This window comes from Psychrobacter sp. H26 (assembly GCF_059073035.1).
Genome location: NZ_JCACRW010000001.1, coordinates 1,258,681 through 1,284,394 on the forward strand (window position 1 = coordinate 1,258,681; position 25,714 = coordinate 1,284,394).

The 25,714-nt window shown below is 43.7% G+C and carries 22 protein-coding genes and 3 tRNA genes; 5 read left to right on the forward strand and 20 right to left on the reverse strand.

Annotated elements, in window-relative coordinates; all coding sequences use genetic code 11:
- The 3 genes from AC5JPT_RS05135 to AC5JPT_RS05145 all read right to left on the reverse strand — a co-directional run bounded on the left by AC5JPT_RS05135 (position 1) and on the right by AC5JPT_RS05145 (position 2,064).
- Positions 1-552 (reverse strand): acyl-CoA thioesterase, encoded by a 552-nt coding sequence (locus AC5JPT_RS05135; RefSeq protein ID WP_443526156.1) that lies wholly within the window; start codon positions 550-552, stop codon positions 1-3.
- A 184-nt stretch (positions 553-736) separates the two neighbouring features.
- A complete protein-coding gene (locus tag AC5JPT_RS05140) occupies positions 737-1,147 on the reverse strand; it encodes a DUF2177 family protein (RefSeq protein WP_319050595.1) in 411 nt (136 codons plus the stop codon).
- Positions 1,148-1,176: 29 nt separating this feature from the next.
- On the reverse strand, positions 1,177-2,064 hold the full coding sequence (locus AC5JPT_RS05145) for a LysR substrate-binding domain-containing protein (RefSeq protein ID WP_493857349.1): 888 nt from the start codon (positions 2,062-2,064) through the stop codon (positions 1,177-1,179).
- A gap of 108 nt (positions 2,065-2,172) precedes the next feature.
- On the opposite strand from AC5JPT_RS05145, the gene AC5JPT_RS05150 reads away from it, so the two are divergent.
- Complete coding sequence (locus AC5JPT_RS05150) at positions 2,173-3,345, forward strand: MFS transporter (RefSeq protein ID WP_443526153.1); 1,173 nt, start codon at positions 2,173-2,175, stop codon at positions 3,343-3,345.
- Positions 3,346-3,420: 75 nt separating this feature from the next.
- Here the strand turns inward: AC5JPT_RS05150 and AC5JPT_RS05155 are convergent, their stop codons facing one another.
- The 4 genes from AC5JPT_RS05155 to AC5JPT_RS05170 form a co-directional block, all read right to left on the reverse strand.
- Positions 3,421-4,875: a class I SAM-dependent methyltransferase gene (locus AC5JPT_RS05155; protein WP_493857350.1), complete on the reverse strand. Its 1,455-nt coding sequence runs from the start codon at positions 4,873-4,875 to the stop codon at positions 3,421-3,423.
- Positions 4,876-5,019: 144 nt separating this feature from the next.
- A complete protein-coding gene (locus AC5JPT_RS05160; protein ID WP_493857351.1) occupies positions 5,020-6,039 on the reverse strand; it encodes a DUF1365 domain-containing protein in 1,020 nt (339 codons plus the stop codon).
- 60 nt (positions 6,040-6,099) lie between these two features.
- The gene (locus tag AC5JPT_RS05165; RefSeq protein ID WP_493857352.1) at positions 6,100-7,803 is read right to left on the reverse strand and encodes an NAD(P)/FAD-dependent oxidoreductase; all 1,704 of its coding nucleotides are present in this window, start codon (positions 7,801-7,803) and stop codon (positions 6,100-6,102) included.
- A 57-nt stretch (positions 7,804-7,860) separates the two neighbouring features.
- Positions 7,861-8,598 (reverse strand): SDR family NAD(P)-dependent oxidoreductase, encoded by a 738-nt coding sequence (locus AC5JPT_RS05170; protein ID WP_319050600.1) that lies wholly within the window; start codon positions 8,596-8,598, stop codon positions 7,861-7,863.
- 619 nt (positions 8,599-9,217) lie between these two features.
- Here AC5JPT_RS05170 and AC5JPT_RS05175 point away from each other — a divergent pair.
- Both AC5JPT_RS05175 and AC5JPT_RS05180 read left to right on the forward strand, forming a co-directional pair.
- Entirely contained in the window at positions 9,218-10,420 is a 1,203-nt protein-coding gene (locus AC5JPT_RS05175; RefSeq protein WP_493857353.1) for a pyridoxal phosphate-dependent aminotransferase, read from the forward strand.
- A gap of 277 nt (positions 10,421-10,697) precedes the next feature.
- Positions 10,698-10,773, forward strand: a tRNA-Asn gene (locus AC5JPT_RS05180).
- A 114-nt stretch (positions 10,774-10,887) separates the two neighbouring features.
- On the opposite strand, the gene AC5JPT_RS05185 is transcribed toward AC5JPT_RS05180, so the two are convergent.
- From AC5JPT_RS05185 to AC5JPT_RS05215, 7 genes are all read right to left on the reverse strand, one after another.
- A complete protein-coding gene (locus AC5JPT_RS05185; RefSeq protein WP_493857354.1) occupies positions 10,888-11,355 on the reverse strand; it encodes a DUF305 domain-containing protein in 468 nt (155 codons plus the stop codon).
- An 81-nt stretch (positions 11,356-11,436) separates the two neighbouring features.
- Complete coding sequence (locus AC5JPT_RS05190) at positions 11,437-12,006, reverse strand: DUF411 domain-containing protein (RefSeq protein ID WP_493858431.1); 570 nt, start codon at positions 12,004-12,006, stop codon at positions 11,437-11,439.
- Positions 12,007-12,180: 174 nt separating this feature from the next.
- Positions 12,181-13,488, reverse strand: a complete 1,308-nt coding sequence (locus AC5JPT_RS05195; RefSeq protein WP_493857355.1) for an arsenic transporter — start codon at positions 13,486-13,488, stop codon at positions 12,181-12,183.
- A 50-nt stretch (positions 13,489-13,538) separates the two neighbouring features.
- Positions 13,539-14,264: an arsenical resistance protein ArsH gene (gene arsH / locus AC5JPT_RS05200; RefSeq protein ID WP_493857356.1), complete on the reverse strand. Its 726-nt coding sequence runs from the start codon at positions 14,262-14,264 to the stop codon at positions 13,539-13,541.
- Between the two features lie 16 nt (positions 14,265-14,280).
- Positions 14,281-14,688, reverse strand: coding sequence for an arsenate reductase (glutaredoxin) (arsC, locus tag AC5JPT_RS05205; RefSeq protein WP_493842841.1), 408 nt, complete (start codon positions 14,686-14,688; stop codon positions 14,281-14,283).
- Positions 14,689-14,766: 78 nt separating this feature from the next.
- Positions 14,767-15,129: an ArsR/SmtB family transcription factor gene (locus AC5JPT_RS05210; RefSeq protein WP_493857357.1), complete on the reverse strand. Its 363-nt coding sequence runs from the start codon at positions 15,127-15,129 to the stop codon at positions 14,767-14,769.
- Between the two features lie 223 nt (positions 15,130-15,352).
- Complete coding sequence (locus AC5JPT_RS05215; RefSeq protein ID WP_493857358.1) at positions 15,353-15,616, reverse strand: YrhK family protein; 264 nt, start codon at positions 15,614-15,616, stop codon at positions 15,353-15,355.
- Positions 15,617-15,992: 376 nt separating this feature from the next.
- Between AC5JPT_RS05215 and AC5JPT_RS05220 the strand changes: the two genes are divergently transcribed.
- On the forward strand, positions 15,993-17,342 hold the full coding sequence (locus AC5JPT_RS05220; RefSeq protein WP_493857359.1) for an MBL fold metallo-hydrolase: 1,350 nt from the start codon (positions 15,993-15,995) through the stop codon (positions 17,340-17,342).
- Positions 17,343-17,694: 352 nt separating this feature from the next.
- Here the strand turns inward: AC5JPT_RS05220 and AC5JPT_RS05225 are convergent.
- The 4 genes from AC5JPT_RS05225 to msrB form a co-directional block, all read right to left on the reverse strand.
- Positions 17,695-17,771: transfer RNA gene (locus AC5JPT_RS05225), tRNA-Asp, on the reverse strand.
- 52 nt (positions 17,772-17,823) lie between these two features.
- A tRNA-Val gene (locus AC5JPT_RS05230) sits at positions 17,824-17,899 on the reverse strand.
- 223 nt (positions 17,900-18,122) lie between these two features.
- Positions 18,123-18,608: a glutathione peroxidase gene (locus tag AC5JPT_RS05235; RefSeq protein WP_443526142.1), complete on the reverse strand. Its 486-nt coding sequence runs from the start codon at positions 18,606-18,608 to the stop codon at positions 18,123-18,125.
- Between the two features lie 135 nt (positions 18,609-18,743).
- Complete coding sequence (gene msrB / locus AC5JPT_RS05240; protein WP_319050608.1) at positions 18,744-19,169, reverse strand: peptide-methionine (R)-S-oxide reductase MsrB; 426 nt, start codon at positions 19,167-19,169, stop codon at positions 18,744-18,746.
- 430 nt (positions 19,170-19,599) lie between these two features.
- Between msrB and AC5JPT_RS05245 the strand changes: the two genes are divergently transcribed.
- Positions 19,600-21,273 (forward strand): aminotransferase class I/II-fold pyridoxal phosphate-dependent enzyme, encoded by a 1,674-nt coding sequence (locus AC5JPT_RS05245; RefSeq protein ID WP_493857360.1) that lies wholly within the window; start codon positions 19,600-19,602, stop codon positions 21,271-21,273.
- Between the two features lie 108 nt (positions 21,274-21,381).
- On the opposite strand, the gene AC5JPT_RS05250 is transcribed toward AC5JPT_RS05245, so the two are convergent.
- Positions 21,382-22,989, reverse strand: a complete 1,608-nt coding sequence (locus tag AC5JPT_RS05250) for an inorganic phosphate transporter (protein ID WP_493857361.1) — start codon at positions 22,987-22,989, stop codon at positions 21,382-21,384.
- 788 nt (positions 22,990-23,777) lie between these two features.
- Entirely contained in the window at positions 23,778-25,448 is a 1,671-nt protein-coding gene (locus tag AC5JPT_RS05255; protein ID WP_493857362.1) for an ATPase, read from the reverse strand.
- Positions 25,449-25,714 lie beyond the last annotated feature (266 nt).

The following is a 25,714-nucleotide window of genomic DNA, read 5'->3' on the forward strand; positions in this document are numbered from 1 at the left end:
TTATTTAGCCTCATTATCATGCTTATCGAATTTTTGGCTTATGCTCTCAAAGTCGCAGCTTGGGCGATGTGAGCTTTCCATACGTTGCTGTTTGCGCTCTTTTGCTGCGTCAGCTCGGCACTGCTGCATTTCGTTTTTTATATCGAGTGGCGGCGCAGGGGTTGGTTTACCATTATCATCGATAGCTACCATCGTAAAGTAACAACTGTTGGTATGGCGCACTGTACGAGCACGTACGTCTTCTGCCTCAACGCGAATACCTACTTCCATCGAAGTGTTACCTACATAGTTGACACTCGCTGCAAAAGTAACCAACTCACCCACATAAATAGGCTCACGGAACATCACTTGATCGACAGACAGTGTCACTACATAGTTCCCGCTATAGCGACTGGCACAAGCGTAAGCGACCTGATCAAGCATCTTGAGCAAGTCACCACCGTGTACATTACCGATGAAGTTTGCCATATCAGGCGTCATCAATATCGACATATACAACTCGTGGTTTAGTGGGGCTTTTTTGGCAGTTGAGCTGGTATTGTATTGTGGCATAATATTCCTTAATGGGTTTGACATTTATTATGCCTACCATTTATACAGTAGGTCAGCCTATAGCACAAACAGCCCTCTGTCAGTAAACAGTCTATGTTATGTAAATCACCGCTCTACAAGTAGAGCGATATGTCAGTACTATATATATACGACATCATAGAGAGCAAGACGATATACCTTAACCTTAGCTCAACCAATGAAAACGATAAGCAAGCCAAGCAACAATCGCACTGACGGAACCTGTCAAAACACCGCCCCACACAAAATCAACCAGCGCCGTATCTAATGTAAATCCTTTATAAAGTGCCAAGTTGGTAAAGTCATAGGTACCATAAGCCATCAAACCAATCAAACCGCCAAGTAAAAAGATATGACCAACTGATGCGCCTGCTTTAATTTGTGGATATAAAACCAATATACAAAGTGCCAGTATATAGAACATATAGAACACACCAGCAGCCATCATATTTGGCTCATCAGCCAAAAGATGACCAATGCGCGACTCATAAAAAGCGCCTTTCATGGTCGTCAACCAAACAGCGTCAACACCCAAGAAAATAACCACAGCGGCAAGATAGATAAAAACGTAGCCCATAATGATATCCCTTATCAAATGAATAAAAACTATAATGTCAGCCGCGGCTGAATGAAATCTAGAAATGCTAAAATACGCGACGATACAGCACTGTTTCTATAATAAACCGCCTGTATCGATTCGCGATTGTTCGGTCTGTCTACCGCCTCAGGCAGTACCTCAACCAGTCGTCCAGACTCTATGTCTTTGCCAATCATAAAATGAGACAACAACGCGATGCCTTGATGCGCCAAGCATAGCTGCCGCAGGGTCTCGCCACTACTCGCGGTCATATAAAAACTAAGATCCACGGAAGACGTCAATGGCCAACTCGCCAATTTAGATGCGTCATTAAAATTGATCAATTTGTGATGGATCAAGTCTGCGACATCAGTGACTTGATTATGGCGATATAAATATTCAGGACTGGCTACCAGACGCAGTTTACTTCTGCCTAGCATACGCGCGTGCAAGTTCGAGTCTTTTAAGTTACCGATTCTGATCGCAAGGTCAGTTTTGTACTCAAGTAAATCGATAATATTGTCATGCGATGTCAAATCAAGCGTAATGTGCGGATACTGCTGCACAAACTCACCTACCAATGGCGTGAGTTGATGCAAGACAAACGGACTGGCTGCATCGATTCGTAAGTGTCCGCTTGGCGCTTGCTTTAACAACTTAATCGCCTCTTCACCAGTATGCAGAGTATTTAAACTCTCACGCGCATATCGGATAAAGACAATCCCTTCCTCTGTCAACTCTAAACGTCGCGTCGTTCTATTTAGCAGTGTGCATTGCAGCGTATCTTCGAGTCTGGACACAGCACGAGATACTTTAGCGACCTGCTGATTCAACAAGTTAGCAGCGCCAGTAAAACTGCCCGTATCCACTACCGTCAAAAATATCTCTATATCTTCTGTTCTAGCATGTCCTGTCATTACTGCTACCTTTACAAAACTGACAAAAGTATTTTGTCATTTGTGCTGTTTTTTGCAAACTATAATTCGGTCAAACTACGCCCATCATTTAATGCTTAGGATGTCATTATGCCACTCGCTTTATGGGCGCTCACGCTGAGCGCATTTGCAATCGGGACAACCGAATTTGTCATTGTTGGGTTAGTACCAACTATCGCAGCTGATCTGGGCGTCAGCTTGCCTTCTGCAGGGCTACTGGTCAGCTTATATGCGGTGGGCGTCGCTATTGGCGCGCCCATACTCACTGCACTCACTGGTCGTTGGAATCGCAAAATAGTGCTCATGAGTCTCATGGGTTTATTTGTCATCGGCAACTTGCTGGCTTGGCAAGCGCCCAGTTACGAGACGCTGATACTTGCACGTATATTGACCGGTCTGGCTCACGGCGTGTTTTTCTCCATTGGCTCTATGATCGCCACTAGTTTAGTGAGTAAAGAAAAAGAGGCCAGTGCAATTGCCATTATGTTTACCGGACTCACTGTTGCGCTAGTCACTGGTGTACCACTCGGCACATGGATCGGTCAGCATTTTGGCTGGCGTGCCACGTTTTTGGTCGTCTCGGTACTGGGCGTCATCGCTTTGATTGGCAGCGCTTTACTGGTACCCAAAAACCTCAAACAATCCATTCCTGCAACATTTAAAGAACAACTGCAAGTCATCGTAAAACCACAATTGCTGCTGGTGTATCTGATGACTATTCTTGGCTATGGTGGTACGTTCACAGCGTTTACTTACCTTGCCCCTATTCTGGAACAACAGACCAAATTTGCACCCTCTGCTGTTGCCCTCATCATGCTGGTATATGGCGTATCCGTTGCCATCGGCAATATCTGGGGCGGCAAACTTGCCGACAAACGTGGTCCCATCAGTGCGCTTAGTATCATATTTAGCGCACTTAGCATTGTCTTATTGCTGTTTACCTTTACGATGCAGTCAAAAGTTGCAGCGGTGCTGACTATCTTAGTATGGGGTGCTTTTGCCTTTGGAAACGTGCCTGGTCTCCAGATCTACGTCGTCAAACAAGCTGAAAAATATACGCCGAACGCTGTCGATGTCGCCTCTGGTCTCAACATTGCTGCATTCAATATCGGTATCGCGCTCGGCTCTATTATCGGCGGCAGCGTGGTCGAAAACTTGAGCTTGCAAGATACCGCTTGGATCGGTGCTGTTATCTCTTTGATGGCATTGGCAGTGACACGCTATTCGGGCGCCCTTGATAGACGGTCTGCACTAGCTTCCTAAGTCTGTCAGCACATCGGTCTCATACTTTACTGGTAGTATGAGACCGCACAAGCTCGACGGCAAAATCTTATATACTTATACCGAGACTGTGTCTGTCACATCTGCATCGTTAAATGTTCCTTCATTATCTGAGGCCGTTTTATTATTCAAAACAGCAGCTGGCAAATCAGAAAAATGTAAGGTATCGATATTGTTTGGTTTTACTGCAGTGACCTGCACCACACCAATGGTGCGCTCCAAAAACCCACCTTCACAGTAGCAGAAGTAAAACTCCCATAAGCGTATAAAGGCATCATCATAGCCAAGCGCTTGGATCTCTGTACGCTGTGCCAAAAACGCAGCACGCCAATCACGTAATGTATAAGCGTAGTCAAAGCCATAGTCGTGTAGTTGCTTGATGACCATGTCCGTCTGCTCAGTGAACTGAGTGGTCAGCTCTTGGTTAGATAGCAGACAGCCACCTGGGAAGATATGCGTCTGGATAAAATCAACCGAACCGATGTAATCTTGGTAGTTTTGATCATTGAAAGTGATCGCTTGTAGTACCATAAGACCCGTTGGTTTAAGTAGGCTGTCACACTTAGCAAAAAACGTTGGCAAGTACTCATGCCCTACCGCTTCAATCATCTCAATACTGACTAGCTTGTCGTATTGTCCCGTCAGCTCGCGGTAGTCTTGCTTGAGTAGGGTAATCTTATCTGACAGACCTGCTGCCATGACGCGCCGCTGTGCCTCATCGTACTGAGCATCCGAGATGGTCGTGGTCGTCACATGACAGCCATAATGTTTGGCTGCATAGATAGCAAACCCACCCCAACCTGTGCCAATTTCAATCACATTGTCATCAGCGCTGAGCTGTAGACGCTGGCATATGAGTGACAGCTTATGTTGCTGAGCATCACTAAGTGTCATGTCAGGCGTGGGATATACCGCCGATGAGTACATCATCGTATCGTCCAAAAACCGCTGATACATGTCATTACCCAAATCATAATGCGCTAAAATATTAGACTTAGAACCTGATTTATCATTGCTACGTAGCTGATGCTTGGCTTTTTCGAACGCCTTACTAATACCTGCAAAACGATTTTCAAGCTTGTTGAGCACGGCTAAGTTGCGAGCCGCCAAGCGAATCAAACCTGTCAAATCATCCGTATCCCATTCGCCATTGATATAGCTGTCCGCAAGCGCGATTGAGCCGCCTAACAATAGCTGGCGATATACGGCGCTATCATGGATTTTTAAGGTGACATGTAGCGGATGGCGACCCACTGCCGAGCTGCTTGCTGCATTGGACTCGACCTTGCCAAAACTGCTCGTCTTTGATTCGGGCTCAGCAAATGTTTCAATTAAAGTAAGACTGCCAAACTGAATATGCTGCAGTGCACGAAATATAAGTTTTCGAGCGACATTGTTTACGCCATCGCTTACTGGCTGTAGCACAGCGCTTTCATTGACGACTTTGCTCATGCGAGCGCTTAATTTCTCTAGTGTTGTGACTGGTGCTCTGTCGGTCGGTCGTGCTGACATCGTATGGTTGTCCTTGTCTAAGTGCTTTGTATTTTGGAATTGAGTATATAAAGGGTATGGCTACGTTTTAAGTTGATGCATCTTAAGATTCTTGATTTTAAAGTTATGGATGTTAAGGTTATGGATCGTTAACTTTCTAATCGCTCAGGGTTTTTTATGATGCGTACTTTTCTGCTGGCTGTCAGCTAGTTTTTCGTCATAATTGACGTAAGGTACTTTTTTGATCGCATATAGCTTAAAAGCATGCCAATAGATACGTACTAAAGACGTGGTATTCATCAATGGATTTTTGCGCAAGCTATTACGCACAGAGCGATCTGTCATCGGTATGCCCGATATTTTTATACCCGTTTTTAGGACTTCGCCGCGCTCATCACTGATATTAATCGCGATACGAACCTGTAATCCAGTAGTTGATTGCTCATCTGCCATATCTGTACTGCTACGCTTAACTGTGACCTGCCAGCGATACAACTGATCGATAGGGTTAAAAGGTGACACATGGAAGTTTTTATCATGACAGAACTCGGTATCCTCCCCTTCTAACAAAAACCCATAGTAATGACGCTTATCCCACGGCGTATTGGAAACTTCAGCTAGCAAATGCGTCGGTGTCTGCTGCTCGTCAAACCCTAAATAGAAATTGACTGGGCTAAAATACATACCTGCATTGCGGCAAACGAGCAATCCCAACATATCCCCTGTAGGTGTACTGCCTGCATGCTTTAAAAATGCTTGGCTCAGACGCTGCTCTAATGCTTGATCAGGCTGAATGCTGTCATCTATGCTTTTAACATTACTTAGGCTATTAGAATGCTGCAAATAATCATCAGGGCAGAACCGTTGTAGCGCCTTTGATTTTGCAGAAAACAAAGGCAGCGCTTTTGCCAGTAACTGCTTTGGCAATATCGTACTTAAAGGTGATGTTTTGACAGTCTTATGATCGCTGAAGGCTGCTGTACTGATTTCAGGTAGCGCGCGACCTGCTGCCAGTGCGCTAATATTGACCCCCCAATAGCGATACGGATAAACAAACTTATTGATACTGGGTAGCAAGCGACTGTGCCATGTCGTACCCTCAAATAACTGATGCGGCACTATAGGACGCTTACGAGTTAGATCATGCGCGGGCATAGTATTAGCAGATTGAATGGGTGTGGCCATAGACAGTCTCATTTTTAACGTCATATTTTTATAACATACATTCTTTAAAATATCGTGATATTACTTGGCTTTACGGCGACCAAATAAACCACGTTTTTTAGGTTGGTTGCTATTTCCAGTCTCACTCTGTAGACGCGCAGCGTATTCAACCAGCTCTTGATTGGTGGTCGCAATAATCACCTGACGTTTATCTAGCTTGCGCTGTTTTGTGTCAGCCTTTACTGGCAGGTCTTTATAGCGAAACGGCGTATGTGCACTCGTAGCGTCAGGCAAGTGTGCTGGATCAACCTCATCTTTGATATCGATATCATGACCGAGTGCCTGACAGACACGTAGACCACTGCGTACGCCATCTTCATGAAATCCATTGAACCAATAGGCACCGCAAAAATGAGTGTGCAAGCCGGCACCAGATATACTTGACCACTTGGTTTGCGCATCAACCATTGTGAGATCAAATATCGGATGACTATAATCAATACTTTTAATGATTTGTTTGTCATCTATATCATGGTTAAGCGTAACCAAATAATTGTGCTTTTTGGTTAGACGTTGCAAGATATTCATATGGTAGGTCAGCACGGGCTTTGCAGGTGTTTTCGTATTTACGTCAGTTTGTTTATCACCTGTTTTAGTACCTGAAATACTCTCATCTATCAGGTAATTCCAACTTGCCCATGCCAATGGCTTCTTGGGTAAAATACTGGTATCGGTATGTAGTACAGCGGTGTTTTTGGTGAAGCGGAAATGACTCAGCACCTCTGATTCATTAGTGCTGGCATCTTTTAAAATACTCAGTGCCGTATCTGCATGACAGGCAAAGACAACTTCGTCAAATACAAGGTGTTCGGTATCGCTATCATCACCTTTGTTCTGGACAGTCAATAACACTTGCTTACCATCACGCGCCACAGACTGGACTGGGCTGTTTACTCGCACTTTACCGCCCGACTTGATAAAACGTGGAATCAACTTATTGACGTATTGTTTTGAACCACCTTTGATTGTAAACCACTGTGGACGATTGACCACATCGAGTAAACCATGATTGTCAAAGAACTGCGCAAAAAACACCAGCGGGAAATCTTGCACTTCATCCAAGCTGGTCGACCAAATAGCAGAGACCATCGGCAGCAGATAGTTATCGGTGAACAGCTTACCGTAGCTTTCTTGCGCTAGGTAGCCGCCAAGGGTTTGCGTGGTAAAACCACTAACATCCTCTCCTTGTACGCGTGCATTATCATAGTCTTGACGCAACTGCTTGATATGCTTATTGAACTGTAAGATATCTTTTATAAATTGCCAAAACTTTGGATTAAGTACGTTTTTGCGCTGTGACAATAAGGTGTTGAGCGTATGACCGTTGTATTCAAATCGACGCGCCGTGTTTTTTACCGAAAAGCTCATGTCCGTCGATTGAAACGGTACTTGTAGGTCGTGAAGTAAACGAAAGAAATTCGGATAGGTACGCTCATTAAAAACAATGAAACCGGTGTCTATTGCACTACTCTCTTCATTACCGCTCTTTGCTTTTTTGCCATCCTGTAGTGCCACATCAATGGTATTTACATGCCCGCCGATATAATCGTTGGCTTCAAAAACGGTCACCTCATGTTGCATGCCCAAGTAATGCGCACAAGTCAGTCCTGATACCCCTGAGCCAATGATGGCAATACGTTTTTGCACTGGCTGACCGCCTGAATTTTTTATGTTGCTGTTATCGGTTTTTTGGCTGGTTGCACGCTTGGCGCGAATAAACGGCATAAAGGCATTCCCTGTTATATTTTTACTATGTTAGTGAATCATATATTCTATGATAAATTATTTTTTATTCAGCTTTTCACTGACTTGCTGCCAGACCAGATCAGGCAGCGTACCCAATGCTTTTAGTGGCATAGTAAGTTTTTTGGGAAACTCGATAACCTCATGACCGCTATCGATACCATCACGGATGGCTTGACTTGCTTGCTTTGGCGTCTGGATAAACGGCATAGGAAAGTCATTTTGCTTGGTCATTGGCGTCTCGACAAAACCAGGTACGACAAGGCTGACCGACACCTCATGTGGCGCCAAGCTAATTTGTAGCGTTTTCATCAGGTAATGTATCGCCGCTTTTGAGCTACCATAAGCTTCAGCACGCGCAAAAGGCACATAAGCAGATGCAGAGCCGATACCGACAAGGCGACCTTTTGAAGCAATCAGATGTGGTAATACTCCTTCGATAGCATGAGACAACGTACCCATATTGACTGACATGACTTTCATAAAGGCGCTGCTATCGAAATTTGGCATGTCCAGATATTCACACATGCCAGCACCGCAAATCGCGAGATCAACCGTTTCGATTTTCGCAAAAGCTTCAACGACTTTATCTCGATCCATCAGATCCAAATCAATCGTTTCTGCACCCAATGACTTAAGTTCGGCTAATGCCTCATCATCCCGGCCAACGGCGTAGACGGTGTGTCCTTCTAACAGGTAATCCTTTGTTAACTGATTACCGATACCAGATGTCGCACCCGTAATGAGAATATGTAGATTTTCAGTAGAATTTGTCATGGTAATTGTCCTTTTTAATATTCTTATAGTATGAAATATATATTGTAAAGTGTGCCCTTCATCTAGAATCTAAGGAGACTTATCTTGGAAAACCACACGAGACTCTTCAATGAAGATTATTTGTCTTGCTTGCCTTTGACCGACTGTCTTATTTCTAACATGCCGTATTGACTCACGCACCGTATTGATTGATTTTTATTAAGCTATAAGCCATCTTATTTAACAAACCTAAATAATTATAGTGTATGGCGATAGGTTTATTGTTGTGACTTCGCAATTGCTGATATAAAAGTGCAATATCTTCGCAAAGCTTTAGCCATTCAGATAGGCAACAACATTAACAGATGGTACGGTTCGCGATATCGCAACCGTTTACTATCGTTTTGTTATCGAGGTGATAAGACAGCTCTATACGGGCATGCTACAATATCAAAATAGCCATACGTACATTAACGAATGGGTTCGTTGATGGGCTGAAAAAGGCTATCTTCATGACAACATGAGACTGGCGTGATTATTGTTTAAGCCGCTTCGCATCTTGTCGTGACAGCAATAAAAACATTAAATAATTCATATCAGATTTTCTCCAATCCCACTCCCATATAAAAAAGGATCTCTCATGAGCGAGTTGCAACTGTCTGACCGCGTCAATAGCATCAAACCTTCTCCTACACTAGCGATTACTAACAAGGCCAAAGAGCTAAAAGCAGCTGGTAAAGACATTATCGGTTTGGGCGCTGGCGAACCTGATTTTGATACCCCTGATCACATCAAAAAAGCAGCAATCGATGCAATCAATGACGGCTTCACCAAGTATACTGCTGTCGATGGTACGCCAGAGCTAAAAGCCGCTATCATAGAAAAATTCAAGCGTGACAACGATATCAGCTACGAGCCAAACGAGATCCTAGTATCGGTCGGTGGTAAGCAGTCATTCTTCAACCTTGCCCAAGCCTTTATCAACCCTGGCGACGAAGTCATCATCCCAGCACCATACTGGGTCAGCTATCCTGACATGGTTATCATCGCAGAAGGCGTACCAGTCATCGTTAAGTGCCCAGCTGAACAAGACTTTAAAATCACCCCTGAACAGCTAGAAGATGCCATCACTGACAAAACCAAAATGCTGGTACTGAACAGTCCTTCTAACCCGACTGGTATGATTTATACGCTAGATGAGCTAAAATCCATTGCTGAAGTATTGAAAAAGTACCCACACGTCTATGTGGCGTCTGATGATATGTATGAACACATCCGCTGGACAGGTGATAAGTTCTACAATATTTTAAATGCAGCGCCTGAGCTAAAAGACCGTGCCATTATCTTGAATGGTGTGTCTAAGGCCTATGCCATGACCGGCTGGCGTATTGGTTATGCTGGCGGCCCTGCAAAACTCATCGGTGCGATGAAAAAAGTACAGTCACAGTCTACTTCATGTCCAACGTCTATTAGCCAAGTTGCTGCAACCGCAGCGATCAACGGTGATCAAAGTGTACTTGAGCCAATGATTGAGGCGTTTGAGCAGCGTTGTGACTTGGTTGTAGATGGTCTAAATGCTATCAAAGGTATTACTTGCCTGCGTCCTGATGGCGCATTTTATGTGTATCCAAACATTGTGCCACTTATCAAAGCGGCTGGTTTGTCTTCTTGTACTGAGTTTTCAGCTTGGTTATTAGATAAAGTTGGTGTGGCAGTCGTACCTGGTGATGCTTTCGGTCTTGGTGGCTATATGCGTATCTCTTACGCGACTGACGAGGCTACTTTAAAAGATGCTTTGTCACGTATCGAAAAAGCCGTTGCTGATTTAGACGTTGCCGAGTAACTTAATCAACGCCAATTAGTATTGCCAGTATTCTAGTAGATCTCGTATCTTGACAAACAAAGACGCCACATATTCTCTATATGGCGTCTTTTTTAGGCAGTCTTTAGTTAGTTTTTGACAAAAATCTTCTCTCAAGCTATTAAAATGATAATTTTTACTAATTATGCAAAAAAACGCTTGACGTATTTTTTATCTTTGCTAGAATACGCCCCACTTAGCAAGAACTCGTTAGAGGCTTCTAAGGCTCGTTGTAAGCGATCAAATACTTACAGCCTATTCTCCAATAGCTCAGTTGGTAGAGCAACGGACTGTTAATCCGTGTGTCCCTGGTTCGAGCCCAGGTTGGAGAGCCACATTTTAGTAGTAAACCTTTTGAGTCACTATAGATTCAATTATGGCATTTGCCAAAACCCCCATCAGTTTGATGGGGGTTTTTTTATGGCTATAATATGAGGGAAACTCTACCCTTATTCCAACGCTTCGATCAGCGCCTGCATTTCTTTTATCTCACGTTTTTGGGCTTCAATAATATCATCGGCAAGCTGTTGTACACGTGGATCTTCAATATCAGCACGACTACTGGTGAGAATAGCAATAGAGTGATGCGGTATCATGGCTTGCATCCAGTCGACTTGGTTGACCGTTGCTTGCGACCTGACACCCCAAATACCAACAGCAAACATCAATATGCTTAGACCATAAATCATCAAGTTGATCTTAGTTTTCTTGTACATGTTGGTCATAAATGCCAACATCACCACTGCCATACCCGCACCCATATATAGCGCCATATAGGCCCTAGTCTCACTAAAATAAACATGATCCCATTGGTAAGTGTTGAAGTACATCATGATATACATCACGGCAGTAGATGTCAGAATCATAAGCGTAAATTTCACATAAGGATTCATGCCTTTGTGCTCTGAAGCATTCATTAGTCAGTCTCCGTCACCGCTTAAACCAAAAAAACATGGTTGTAAGACGTATAGTTATCAATGTATCTATATAACTACAGGCTATAGCTGCTGAGCAATGGACTCAATATCTGCATATACTTGATTTGTACCGTCTTTGTTCATTTGCATAATCTGATAAGGCGAAAACTGGTCTTGATACTCCATACCTGGGCTACCGACTGGCATACCAGGTACAGCGAGCCCAATAGCTTGCTCTGGTGGGTTCTGTAAAAACTCTGCCACATATTTCGCCGGGACATGGCCTTCAAAGATGTAGCCATCGGTCGTCACTGCCGTGTGACAAGAACGCATCTCATCAGGTACGCTATAGCGGTCTTTAATCAATGACAAATCAGCTAGGTGCTGGGCTGTCGAGACTAACCCGTGCGTCTGTGCATGATCTATCCACTCTTTACAGCAACCACAATTGGCATCTTTGTAGACGGTTGCAGATACATTCTTCAAAATACCAGTCTGGCTCGCTTGCGTCTCTGCTGTAGACTCTACTACCGCTTTAACGTTTGCCTCTTTAGCACTGGTATTGACACTTACGTCATCAGTATTATCAGACTCTGCGCATGCCGACAATAGAAGCGCAGTAACCAATACAGCTGCCCCGCGGATTGGCATTAGCAAATACTGACGAGGTTGGATGATGGTGTTCACAGTAAGCATTGTCATTTTATACTCTCATTTTAGATAAAACACTGCTCGCATTTAGACCTTATCATGCCCAAACAAAGCTGAGCATCGATACGCTTATCAAATTGGCGTTCTAGTAAAGCGGGCTTGCTAATGCTTTGATTAGCTTGGCAGCATAGGTAACCAAACAACCAAAGCTAACAATGTTACGAATAGCACAGGAGGCGTAATCAACAAGCCTATTTTTATATACTGTCCCCAGCTGATTTTATAGTCTTTTTCTGCCAGTACATGCAACCATAATAAAGTGGCAAGACTACCAATCGGTGTAAACTTGGGGCCCAAATCATTGCCGATCACATTGGCATAAATCATCAGCTCTCGCGTCGCTGCGGGCACTTCTGCCTGATCAATCGCTAGCGCGCCGACCAAAGTCGCTGGCATATTGTTCATGATAGACGCGACAATAGCAGATAAAAACCCAGTTCCTACTGTGCCAATGACTGCGCCCTGCTCTCCCAACCAATTAAGGATTTGTGCGCCATATACAGTGAGACCTGCATTACCCAAACCATAAACTACCAAATACATACCGATGGAGAATAACACGATTTGCCAAGGTGCATTACGTAACACCTCACTCACAGAAACGACTGCACCGCGCCCGCCTTGCCACAAGCGACCAGCAATGGCCATCAAAACAAGGGCGGCCGCACCAGTGACAAGTGAAATCGGCAGCCCTAACGGTTCAGTCGCAAAGTAGGCAAGAAGCAGCAAGCCCAATAACGGAAATGCAGCCCGAAACACCAATGGATCTGTGATAGCAGACTCTGGAGCACTTAAGTTATCAACTGGATAGCGTTTTGGGATATGACGCGCGTAAACAACCCATAACACCAGTAGTGTCGCCAATACAGACACGATATTGACGGGTACCATGACCGCCGCATAACGACCAAATCCAATATCGAAATAATTGGCACTGACGATATTAACCAAGTTTGATGTAACCAAGGGCAAACTTGCCGTATCAGCGATAAAGCCTGTTGCGATGATAAATGCCAAAGCTGACGGTGGCGAAAAATTCAAACGCAGCAAGATAGCAATCACAATGGGTGTCAGTAGTAGCGCTGCCCCGTCGTTGGCAAAAAATGCAGAAATAAAGGCGCCGAGCACTATAATCATAGGAAACAGTAAGCGCCCTTGACCATTACCGAGCCTTGCCACATGTAGTGCCGCCCAGCCAAAAAATCCCGCCCGATCTAGGATAAGCGAAATGATAATCAGCGCCACAAAAGTAAAGGTTGCATCCCAGACAATATCCCAAACAATACCGACATCTGATAGCTGCACCACACCGAACACCAACGCGACAAGTGCGCCACCCATAGCGCTCCAGCCGATACCCAATCCTTTAGGCTGCCATATAACCAATACTAAAGTAACCACAAAAATAGCAAATGCAAGCATGATGCAACCTTACTTAAACTGACTTTGTTCAGCCGATTTTGTATAAAAAACTAGATCGATTTTTGATTAACGCGATTTGATACTTGCTCAGCACTTTCAACGCGTTCTGAATAGCGATCGGTAAGGTATGCTGAGCGTCCGCGTGTGAGCCAAGTAAATTTCACCAGCTCTTCACAGACGTCAACCAGACGCAGGTATAAAGGCGACATATCCATACGATTGTCGTCATTGAATTCCAAAAATGCTTTAGGGATCGAAGATTGATTAGGGATAGTAATCATCCGCATCCAGCGTCCGAGAATACGCATTTGATTGACCGTATTAAAGCTCTGACTACCACCACTGACTTGCATCAGCGCTAGTGTTTTGCCTTGAGTGGGTCGCACGCCACCTAGTGACAATGGTATCCAGTCGATTTGTGCTTTCATGATACTAGTGATACTGCCATGGCGCTCTGGACTCACCCACAGCATGCCTTCAGACCACTGCGCCAGCTCTCGCAGCTCTTGTACTTTGGGATGGTCTGAATCTACATCGTCAGGCAACGGCAAGCCAGATGGATCAAACATCCGCACCTCACAACCATACCAACGCAGCAACCGGCTCGACTCTTCAGCGGCCAACCTAGAGAACGAGCGCGCACGCACAGAACCATATAGCACCAGTATTTTGGGTGGGTGACGTGAATCATTTGGTGCAATAAGAGACTCGATGTCGATAGGCTGTAGATTATCGATATCAATATTGGGCAAGTCATCAATATTAGAGGTCGTCATAGATGGCTGCGTAACCTTAGCGTTTACCATGAGAGACAACCTCGCCATCTTCTTTGGTAAAGCTGCTTACTGGGTTATCTAACAGCTCAAAAACTCGCTCTGAAGGACGACATAAAGCTGCACCCTTATCAGTTACCACGATAGGACGGTTGATTAAGATAGGATGCGCGATCATCGCATCGATAATGTGATCGTCAGAGAGTTCAGGATTATCTAGCCCTAGCTCATCATTGATAGCTTCTTTGCTTCTTAATAGTTCTCTCGGAGAGATTTGCATTTGCGCTAATAGCTCAACTAAGCGATCGCGCGTCGGTGTATTTTTTAGGTACTCTACCACTTCTGGCGTTTCGCCTGATGCCTTAATAATAGCGAGGGTGTTACGAGAGGTACCGCAATTAGGGTTATGAAAAATCAATGGCTTCATAGTGATATTACCTATTAAGTGACTGTCGTTTAAGTGAGAGGCGTTTAAGTGAGGGTCGTTATTGAATTGATAATCGGTTTAATGACGGCTTTGTTCGACAGACGCAGCCACTCGGCAGCCACTCAAACTATCCATAAGTGAGGCACATAGCTCTGGATGCCCTGCACAGCAGTCTTGGAGTAAGAATTGAATGACGCTGTCCATATGGGAGAGTGATGCTCGATAAATGATTTGCCGACTGTGTCGTTGAGAGACTACCCAGCCTGCTCGTGCTAGCACCGCTAGATGAGCTGACATCGTATTGTGCGGCACACCAAGCTGACGGGCTATTTCGCCCGCAGGGAGACCTTCAGGCTCGTGGCTGACCAGCAGCTTAAAAGCCTTTAATCGAGTATCTTGAGAGAGCGCAGCAAAGCTTGCAATAGCATTAGTTATTTCCATATGTCCAATAATACAGACATATTAAAAATAGTTCAATGTTTTTTGAACGAGGTTTTCATTTCTTAGAGGCATCAGGCATTATTCATCATGGCATGATAAATCAAACCAACGCACCTTAGTAATGCACCACAAGCATTAGCAATTATCAGTTTCAGAAGTAAGACTGGATAGGAAATAATTTGATGCTACGGCTTGATATAGTATTACCTACCTTGGCAACTTATTATTTTTTTGCGCGTTTAAATATCCTACCAACATGAATCAAGCTAATTAGCTTAATTAGCGGTTTGATAAGTAGTTGTGCGCTGCCAAGGATGAATAGCCATGTACCGTCCGTCGTCAACGATTCTTTCAAAAAGAAAAAGCTACCAATCAAAAACCAAACAGCAATGAGTAAATCATTCACTGCACCCAAAGCGTCATATCGTCGCTGTATGACAATATGCTCTTGCCCAACATCAACATCTAACGCCTTATGGTCACTCAAAATTTATCCTTTACTTGCATGTATTTGAGTCATAGATATATCAATTGGCCAGCACCTCTGTCAACAAGCTACTGTAGAAAACCTATTAATTAAGACGTCTATTTTTAACCTCACTATCTACCGTTTAAGAGCTTTATTTCACCTATAGAATATTTAGACCTGAAAACAGCATAAATGAGACGCTAAATATCGATCCAAAGAATCGCTACTTATTGGATGAACACCTATATAAATATAAAGTTAATATATGTTATTGTATATTGATAGATATTCAGAGAATCTCAGTGAATAAAAATTCAATCAGACAAATCAATGTAACTAGTAAGATGCTACTGGCAAAAATCTCATTTGAAATAATTATAATAAGGAAAAAACCATGCTATTAGAAAAAATTAAAACACCTGGGCTGTCTCACCTATCCTATTTGGTAGGCTCTGGTGGTAAGGCAGCGGTGATTGATCCGCGTCGTGACTGCGCGATGTATATAGAAAAAACGCGTGCAGCAGGGCTTGAAATCACACATATTTTTGAGACGCATCGTAATGAGGATTTGGTCTCTGGCGCCCCTATTTTAGCAGCCTTGACAGGGGCTATCGTCTTGCACGGACCAAACCCAGAACAACCCGTTGTCTACGCTCAGACAGCACGTAATGGTGACTGCTTTGCCATCGGTCAACTCGAAATCCGTACTCTAGAGACTCCTGGCCATACCGATGATCATCTGGCTTATGCCCTGTTTGATACCGCATATCCAGACAAAGCCGTCGGAGTCTTTACAGGCGATGCACTATTCGTCGGTGATGTGGGCCGTACCGACTTCTATCCCGATCGTCGCAGGGAAGTGGCAGGTCTACTTTATGACTCGTTGCAAGACATTCTAGCACTTGGAGATCAGGCCATTATTTATCCCGCTCACGGTGCTGGCTCAGTATGTGGCTCAGGTATGGCGGAGCGTGAGTTTTCTACTGTTGGTCATGAACGAATAAACAACCCGCGCTTGCAGATTACTGATCGAGAAGCATTTATTGACTTTAAGACCAACGAAAACCATTATCAACCACCCTACTTTAGGTTGATGGAGCGTCTCAACATGGAGGGCGGTGAGGCGCCTCCTACTGTTATGCGTCCGTGTAACCTCTCGCTAAAGCAGCTGCATGACTGCAATGCGGATCATCTCATCGATATTCGTGAGCCAATGGCCTATGCATCCGGACACTTGCCTGGATCGATGAGCTTACCTGTCAATATGCTACCTGCATTTGCTGGGTGGTTTATTGAGGAAGGACAAAGCTTGGCACTGATTGCTTCTGATGAAGAGCAACTAGCGACTGCAATGGAGCATCTGGTACGTATTGCTTTTGATAATATTGTCGGGGGCTATGTGGGTGTCGTGCCAGCTGCTGCGCAAGGCGCGCGGATGCAGCGAACCCCTATGATTGACACCTCTGAAGTAAAAGATCGTCTGGACAATGCTCAGAACTGGACCTTGCTAGATGTGCGCGATATCGACGAGAGAAACGATAGTGCGATTGAAGGCTCACAGCATATCTATGTTGGTCACCTGAACGAGCGTTGGCGTGAGCTCGACCAGAGTCGCCACTATACATTGATGTGTGCCAGCGGCGCTCGAGCAACGATAGCAGCAGGATGGCTCGCTAGTCGAGGTTTTGAGCATATTGATATCTATCTAGGATCAATGGGCGCATGGCAAGCAGCGTATGACTAACCCGCTATCCGTAGCTAAAGCCTACAATGAGCCAAACGCATCACAAATTATAGATAATACACTTTAAGCAAAGCTCCTTTAAGACGCTGTATCTAAAATAAATATGACGACCCTTCTTTTATATCAGTCTTATATTGAGTAAAAGAAGGGTTCACGTTTTAGCCAACTTTTAATTGATATGACTTAACTACATATAAATCATAACTTTAGATTCTAACTCTTACTATATTTTCTTATCTGACTTATAACTCATAAAATATAGATAAAAACACAGACACAAAAAAACCTCAAACAATTAGATTGTTTGAGGCGAAACTTGCTTAAACCCGAAAGTCTAAATTCGTTTTAAATATGGCGCAGCGGACGGGACTCGAACCCGCGACCCCCGGCGTGACAGGCCGGTATTCTAACCAACTGAACTACCGCTGCTTAGGTCGTCTTAGCTTTTTGCTCCTATTTAAGGAGCCCACTTGCTAAGAAGTGGTGGGTGATGACGGATTCGAACCGCCGACATTCTGCGTGTAAGGCAGACGCTCTACCAACTGAGCTAATCACCCTTCGAACAATTGCAATGCAATTTATTCAACATCAACTGAGCCCTAAGTTTGTCACTAAGCTCTGCTGCTGTGGGTGTGTATTATATAGATTTACACATGGGTGTCAAACGCTATTTTCTACTTTTTGAGATATTTTTGACTTTTTTATCCAAATATTTAGCAAGCATATGTTTTTGTTGATTTTATATTTTTCCAAAAAATCAAAGTTTTTGGTAGATGCCATTTATTTATTCGCTAGTGCCTGCTCAATATCACTTTTGATTGCTTCTGGCTTAGTTGTTGGAGCATAGCGGTCAATAACCTGTCCTTTACTATCGACCAAAAACTTCGTGAAGTTCCATTTAATACCGTCGGTCAGCACACCACCTTTCTGATCCTTGAGCCATTCGTAGATAGGATGAGCGTCTGATCCGTTGACATCGGTTTTTGCCATCATAGGAAAACTGACACCATAGTTCTTTTGGCAAAACGCGCCAATTTCGTCATTACTGCCTGGGTCTTGGCTACCAAATTGATTACAAGGAAAGCCGACAACCACCAGCCCTTGATCCTTGTACTGTTGATATAACGATTCCAACCCTTCGAACTGCGGCGTAAAACCACATTTGCTTGCCGTATTGACGATTAGCAATACGTTATCTTTATAATCAGAGAATGCTTGCGAGCTACCGTCCATACGCTCAGCGGTAAAATCATAAATAGTACTCATTATTCATCCTTAAATTGAGGTTTGGTTATTTCTAGTGTTGGTTTAAAAGCTTTATCTTCGTAATGATATGAACAGTAGAAAATATTAAAAAGGAAGCACTCTGTACTTCCTTCTCACACTGCTAATAATAAAACCCTACTTCTCAGACTTATCTAAATCAATAGATACTGAGTTGATGCAGTAGCGCATACCTGTCGTCTCAGTAGGTCCATCTGGGAATACGTGACCCAAATGGGCACCACAGTTGCTGCAGGTGACTTCTGTGCGAGTCATGCCAAGCGAGTTGTCAACGTGCTCGTCAATCGCGCTGTTGTCGATACCTTGATCAAAACTTGGCCAGCCGCAGCTAGCATCAAACTTGCTGCTTGAATCAAACAAGCTAGCACCGCAGCCCTTACAGCGATAGACGCCATCATCAGTTGCATCGTTGTACACACCTGTGAATGGACGCTCCGTACCTTTCTCACGCATCACGTGGTATTCATCAGCACTTAGACGCTCTTTCCAGTCAGCTTCAGTCAATTGGCTGATCTCTTCTTTGCTTAATTGATTATCTTGCATAATTTATCCTTATTCGAGTATTTATTGTCTAATCTCGATAACTGTTTTATCGCCATATAATTATGAAAACGATGTGCCCTATCTGTTGGTTATTGCCTCACTATTCAAGGTATAAACAAAGGGAGTGCTGCTAATATTACGAGATACGTAGCATTGCTAATGAGATTGATTAAGCAAAATATAGCAAATTACCTCTACATAATAATGGGTAAAGATGTAATTTTGATACGCCCAACGCCTATTATTGATATACAAACATTCCTAATCGAAGAGTTGTTTATAGCTAATGCAAGTATAACTTGCATATAAGATTATTTGTTTAAAACTATTTGCAAAACACTTTTGAATGCAATAATATCTTGCATTAGTATTAAGTAAAAACACGTATCTCAGGTTATGAGTTTACTAATCAATGAAGGTTCCAACAACAATGTCTGATGATAAGAATAGAAGCACGCAAGCAGAACGGTTGGTCCAGTTGCGACATGACAAAGGGTTCACCGCTGAACAATTGGCACAAGCCATGACAGCTGCTGGTGCCAAGGTCAGTCGCGGCGCTATCTCAAACTGGGAACGTGGCACCAATGGCATCGTCTCATCAAAGCTGCCCACACTCGCCCGTATTTTGGGGTGTAGCGAAGGCTACCTGCTACGCGGAGAGCTAAAGGGCGAAGGCACTGACAACAATGAATTAACTGCACCTACAAAACAGATTACGCAAGATACAGATGCCGACATAGCTACTGAAATAGCTACTGACATAAATGCGACGTCACATAATCAAATAAATACCAAAACAGACACTATTCAACCTGCTATGTCTTCTCATACTGGCAAACACACACACACTCATTCGACGAACGGTCACGCTATGAACACCATCAAAAAATCTGACAAACTGCAGAACGTCTGCTACGACATTCGTGGCCCACTATTACAGACTGCCAATAAAATGGAGGCTGAAGGCAAGCGCATATTGAAGCTTAATGTCGGTAATCCAGCTCCGTTTGGTTTAGAAGCGCCCCATGAAATTTTGCGTGATGTTGCCATGAACCTATCTGAAGCTACTGGCTACTCAGATTCGCAAGGTATTTTTTCAGCGCGCAAAGCCATCTTACAGTACTACCAATCTAAAGGTCTGCTGTCAGCAGTGGATGTGCGTGACGTTTATCTAGGTAACGGGGTCTCTGAGCTGATTGTGATGACCATGCAGGCGCTGATGAATGATGGCGATGAGGTACTGATTCCGATGCCAGACTATCCGCTTTGGACAGCGGCTGCTAACCTCGCTGGTGGCACCGCTGTACACTATCGCTGTAACGAAGAAGACAACTGGCACCCTGATATTGAAGATATCAAATCTAAAATTACCAGCAAAACAAAAGGCATCGTGGTTATCAACCCCAATAACCCAACAGGTTCTCTTTATAGCGATGAGCTCCTAAAACAGATTATTGAGGTTGCCAAAGAGTACAACTTGATCATCATGGCAGATGAGATTTATGATCGTATTCTTTATGATGATCACGTGCACACCCCTATGAGCACCTTAACTGACGAAGTACTGGTGCTCTCATACAATGGCTTGTCAAAATCACACCGTATTGCAGGGTTTCGCTCAGGCTGGATGATGGTATCTGGTCGCAAGCAGCACGCTACTGACTTCATTGAAGGCTTGGATATGTTAGCCTCTATGCGCCTTTGTTCTAATGTTCAGGGACAATACGCTATTCAAACCGCTATGGGTGGTCACCAAAGTATGCAAGAGCTAACCTCTGAAAAAGGTCGCCTATATAAGCAGCGCGAAATGGCGGTCTCACGTCTTAACGCAATTAAAGGCATTTCTTGCACCATGCCCCAAGGCGCATTTTATTGTTTTCCAAAAATGGATCCAGAGATCTACCCTATCGACGACGACATGAACTTTATGATGGACTTACTTGTCGAAGAAAACGTATTGATGGTGCAAGGAACAGGGTTTAATTGGGACAAACCGGATCATTTCCGCTTGGTATTTTTACCTAACCTGCACGACTTAGAAAACGCGATGGATAGACTGGATCGGTTTTTTGCAAAAAAACGCCAACAGTTCGGTACCGATTAAACATACAGTTAGTAAACAAATAAAAAAACGCTTATTAGCATAAAACTAATAAGCGTTTTTTGTTGTTATTAGTATGGTCGCAATCTAAATATCGCGACAAAGCACATACTAAAAGATATTTTTCAAAACAATATAGCTGATCGCTGATAGTCCAGCAGCAACTGGCAAGGTGATTACCCATGCAAGACCAATTGGCTTCATTAGCGCCCAATTAGTGTCTCTATTGACGATACCAATACCAAGTACAGCACCTACCAAAGTATGCGTACTAGATACCGGTAGACCTAATGTTGATGCACCCATAACAACCGCAGCAGCAGCAAGCTCTGCTGAGAATCCTGACGCAGGATGCATTTTTGCTAGATTAGTACCAACCGTTTGAATCACTTCTTTACCGATGAACCAAAGACCTACGATCAACGCAACACCAAAAGTCAGCATAACAGCTGGCGGTACTGCTGCTTGTGAGGCAATCTCATTGGTACGGATAACGTCCATGATGGCAGCAAAAGGACCAACCGCATTAGCGATATCGTTTGAACCATGACTAAAGGCAAAGGCTGATGCGGTAAATACCTGCATCCAGCTGAACATAATAAAAGTAGCCTTGGTCAGATCTTCTTTGTGCTTACCGCGAATACTCTTGGTGTAGATAAAGGTCGCTAGCCAAACTAAGGCTGCGATCATACCCATGATCAAGAAACCCTGCAGCGTGGTCAGATTACTATTAACGTTTTTAAGACCTTTAAACACGACCAAAGAAGTCATGACTGCGCCGCCCAATGCAGCAATAATAGGCACCCATTGCTTAAGCGCTTTTAGCGTATCAAGATTACTACGCTCGTTTTCGATTTCATAAAGCTCTTTGTAGTAATCGGTTTCCAAATCTGTGACGACACAATCATCATCTTTATAGATTTCTTGATCACGTAACATCGCTGAGGTATAAGCCAGCTGTTCTGACTCTGTCAAACCATCCAAAAACTCTTTATGATTTTGTTTTAATACCTTTTTATTGGCTTTTAGCTCGCCAATATGGGCTTCTGTTTGATCATTGTACGCAATGATATTTTTCTTAATGAGACCATATAGGATATACGCTAATACACCACCTAGCAGCGGTGATAGAACCCAAGAAATAGCGATGGTACCAACCGTACCCCAATCGACGGTAGATAGTGCTGTCGCGCTACCGCCCAAATCAAATCCTAGAACGATAGAACTACCAATGACACCGCCGATAATAGAATGAGTCGTCGATACTGGTAGCCCTCTGCGTGTGGCAAATAGCAGCCAAAATGCAGCAGCGATCAGTGCTGAGAGCATGACATAGATAAACTGGTTGGGCGTGACTGTCAGACCATCCAAGTCAACGATACCTTTACGAATGGTATCGGTAACCTCACCACCTGCCAATACCGCACCAGAAACCTCAAATATCGCGGCTACCCCTAGCGCTTGGGGAATTGTTAGCGTTCCTGCCCCTACCGAAGTACCGAAGGAGTTGGCAACATCGTTACCACCAATGTTGAATGCCATAAAGACACCAAACGCGGTTGCCACAATGAACAGCGTCGTTTGCTGACGCATGGTGTAATCTAAACCCCACCACAAAAAGTAGACGGTCATCGCAATTAATAAAATGGCGAAAAATAGATTTACTTTCATAGAGCCGACTGGTTGAGTTGGCTCTGTAGAACTGCTGCTAATACCCATACGTTGATACGTCCTGCGTAAGCTGATTGAAATTATATGCGATTAGGACATTGCGTAGCATTTAAGCAGATGATGCTAATCTGCATTTCGACTGCTTGATATGTGCGCAATGTGTTTTCTAAACAGTGAACTTAAAATAATGAACTTTTAACATGCTATTGCTGCCGTAATCCTAAATCTATCGTTGCTTTTGCACGTCTGATTTAGGTCGATAATAGTAGGTCAACAAGAAATACTCCCTACCAAAAACACATCACTCCATATATCACAAAGCCGCAAGGTATAGTGCTCAATCATTCGATTACAGCATCTCGCGGCTTACAACTCTGATAGTGGTACTGTTTTTATTTATCTCTAGTACGGCAGTAATATTGGTTGAATCTCTGCCCTAATCATAAAATATTCGTTTACTAGGAGACTTTATGACATAACAGAGGCAATTTTGCCCCTATTATATTAAATATAATCACATAATGCATAATGATATTGCAAGATTTGTAACTGGGAATGTGTACGTTTGATGTCACTCTTTCTCGATGACAGATTGAATTGAGTATGTTTTGTTCCATTAGCCTATTAATAGGCAACTTGTAGGCGCTATCAACAGCGAGCTGTCAGTATAAACCACTGTCAAAAATCACTATTCAAACCATGACCATCACAGGCCTAACTATTAAAGTCCAGACATTAAAGCGCAGACATTAAAGCGCAGACATTGAAGCCAAGTTATGAAAACCAAAACATCAAAACTCTAATAGTGAAACCTAATCATTAAAAATTAGTTATTTTTATTCAGCTACTGCTGATAGCTGCTCAATCGCATGATCTAACACATCCAAACGTGCTTGGCGTTTTTCATTGGTTGCAATAACACACCATGGCGCTATTTTTGTGTCTGTGCGTGCCAGCATATCCGCGGCAGACTGCACATAATCAGACCATTTATCACGGTTGCGCCAGTCATCATCAGTCAGCTTAAATTTCTTGTGCGGTGTGTCTTGGCGATCCTCAAAACGTTTAAGCTGCTCTTTTTTGTCAATAGCCAGCCAGTATTTGATAACCAACGTTCCTGCAGCTGCCAAATCTGACTCAAAGCAATTAATTTCATCATATGCGCGCTGCCATTCGTCACTGGTTGCAAACCCTTCAATACGCTCAACCAACACGCGCCCATACCAAGTGCGATCAAAAATAGCGATACGACTGATACGATTGGTTTGCTCAGCAGGCAACCTGGTCCAAAACCGCCATAAGTAAGGATGCTGGGTCTCGTATAACATCGGTGCGCCAATATTATAAACTTGATACTCGCGTGGATCGAGTGCTGCCACCAGCCTCTTAATCGCACCGCCTTTTCCAGCGGCATCCATGCCCTCAAAAGCAAAGACAACATGGCGACCTTTGCGCGCACGTAATAGCTCAGCAAGACGCGCTTGCTTCTCTGCCAATGCTTCGCGGTAATCAGACTTACTGATTTTTGAGTCGTCTATATCGGTCAATTTCTTAGGTATCTTGACAGGCTTAAAGGGCTTTTTTTCAGCATTTGACTGAGATTTTTTCTTCTTAGATTGAGATTTTTTAGCATTAGGATCACTTTTGCGACTACTTACCAGTGAGGCTTGCATGGCATGCAGGACTTCATGACAGAAATTATCAGCGGCTACAGACTTGTCGTCGCCATCAATAATAATCCAATCACCTTGCTGTTCGAGTAGCGTCGCTGCTACCTCATTAAATGTTTCGATGACTTTTTTACTGTTCCAGTCAATTTGATACAAAAACTGCGGATCCGCTTCATTATCTTCTAAGCGACTTTGCAGCGTGTCAGCGTCAACATGAAACCAGCATTTCAATACTCTAGTATGATTGGCCACAAGATCTTGTTCAAACGCTTTTAACACTTTTAATTGCTGCTGTAGATAGTCTTGCCACTGAGCAATAGGTAGTGCGTCTGTGTCGATACTATTACTCATTAACTGAGCATTCGTAGACTGATCTTGATCACTTTTATCATCCGATGCTGCCAATCGCATGACATTGTATAGCAAGTCAGCATACCAATTACCGAAATACACCATCACATCGCCATGGCGCGGCATCTCACTCGTATGGGCTTGCCAAATAGGCTGATAGCTTAGTGGCGCCTGACCAATGGTTGCTTCAACCTTGAGTAGTCTTGGATCAACCCACTGTCTGAGCTGCTTAACTGATGTGCCCTTACCTGCCTGCTCCATCCCATTGACAAGCACCAAGAGTCCTGTTGGTTTGTTGGTGGTTTGCTGACGCGTGGCTCTTAATGCATATTGCGCTGTCACTAACGCCAGTCTAAGCGCATCCTCATCCATAGAGAACTGACTCAAAGGATTGGGCGTTAGGCGCTGCTCGACGACTTGCTCACTAAATTGTGCACTCACCGCTTGTAGTGCCGCAGGTTCAGTAGTATCATTTTTTTGGGACATGATTGGACTCGCTTTTATTTATAGTAACTGTATTTTTGGTAGCTATATTATTGCTCGGTCATTTTATTGTCAGATACTATCAAACCCTTTGACCAAGAAGCCTGTCATGAAGAAGCTGTTAATTAAGAAGCTATGCGTTAAGAAGATTTCCGCTAAGTGCTTCTGTACACAGCGGATTTTGGTAGCAAAACGTTCTTTGGATTGTCTTTTCGACTGTTTTTATATCATTCAATCATAGCACCGCGCCAATCGAGTAAATAATAGTG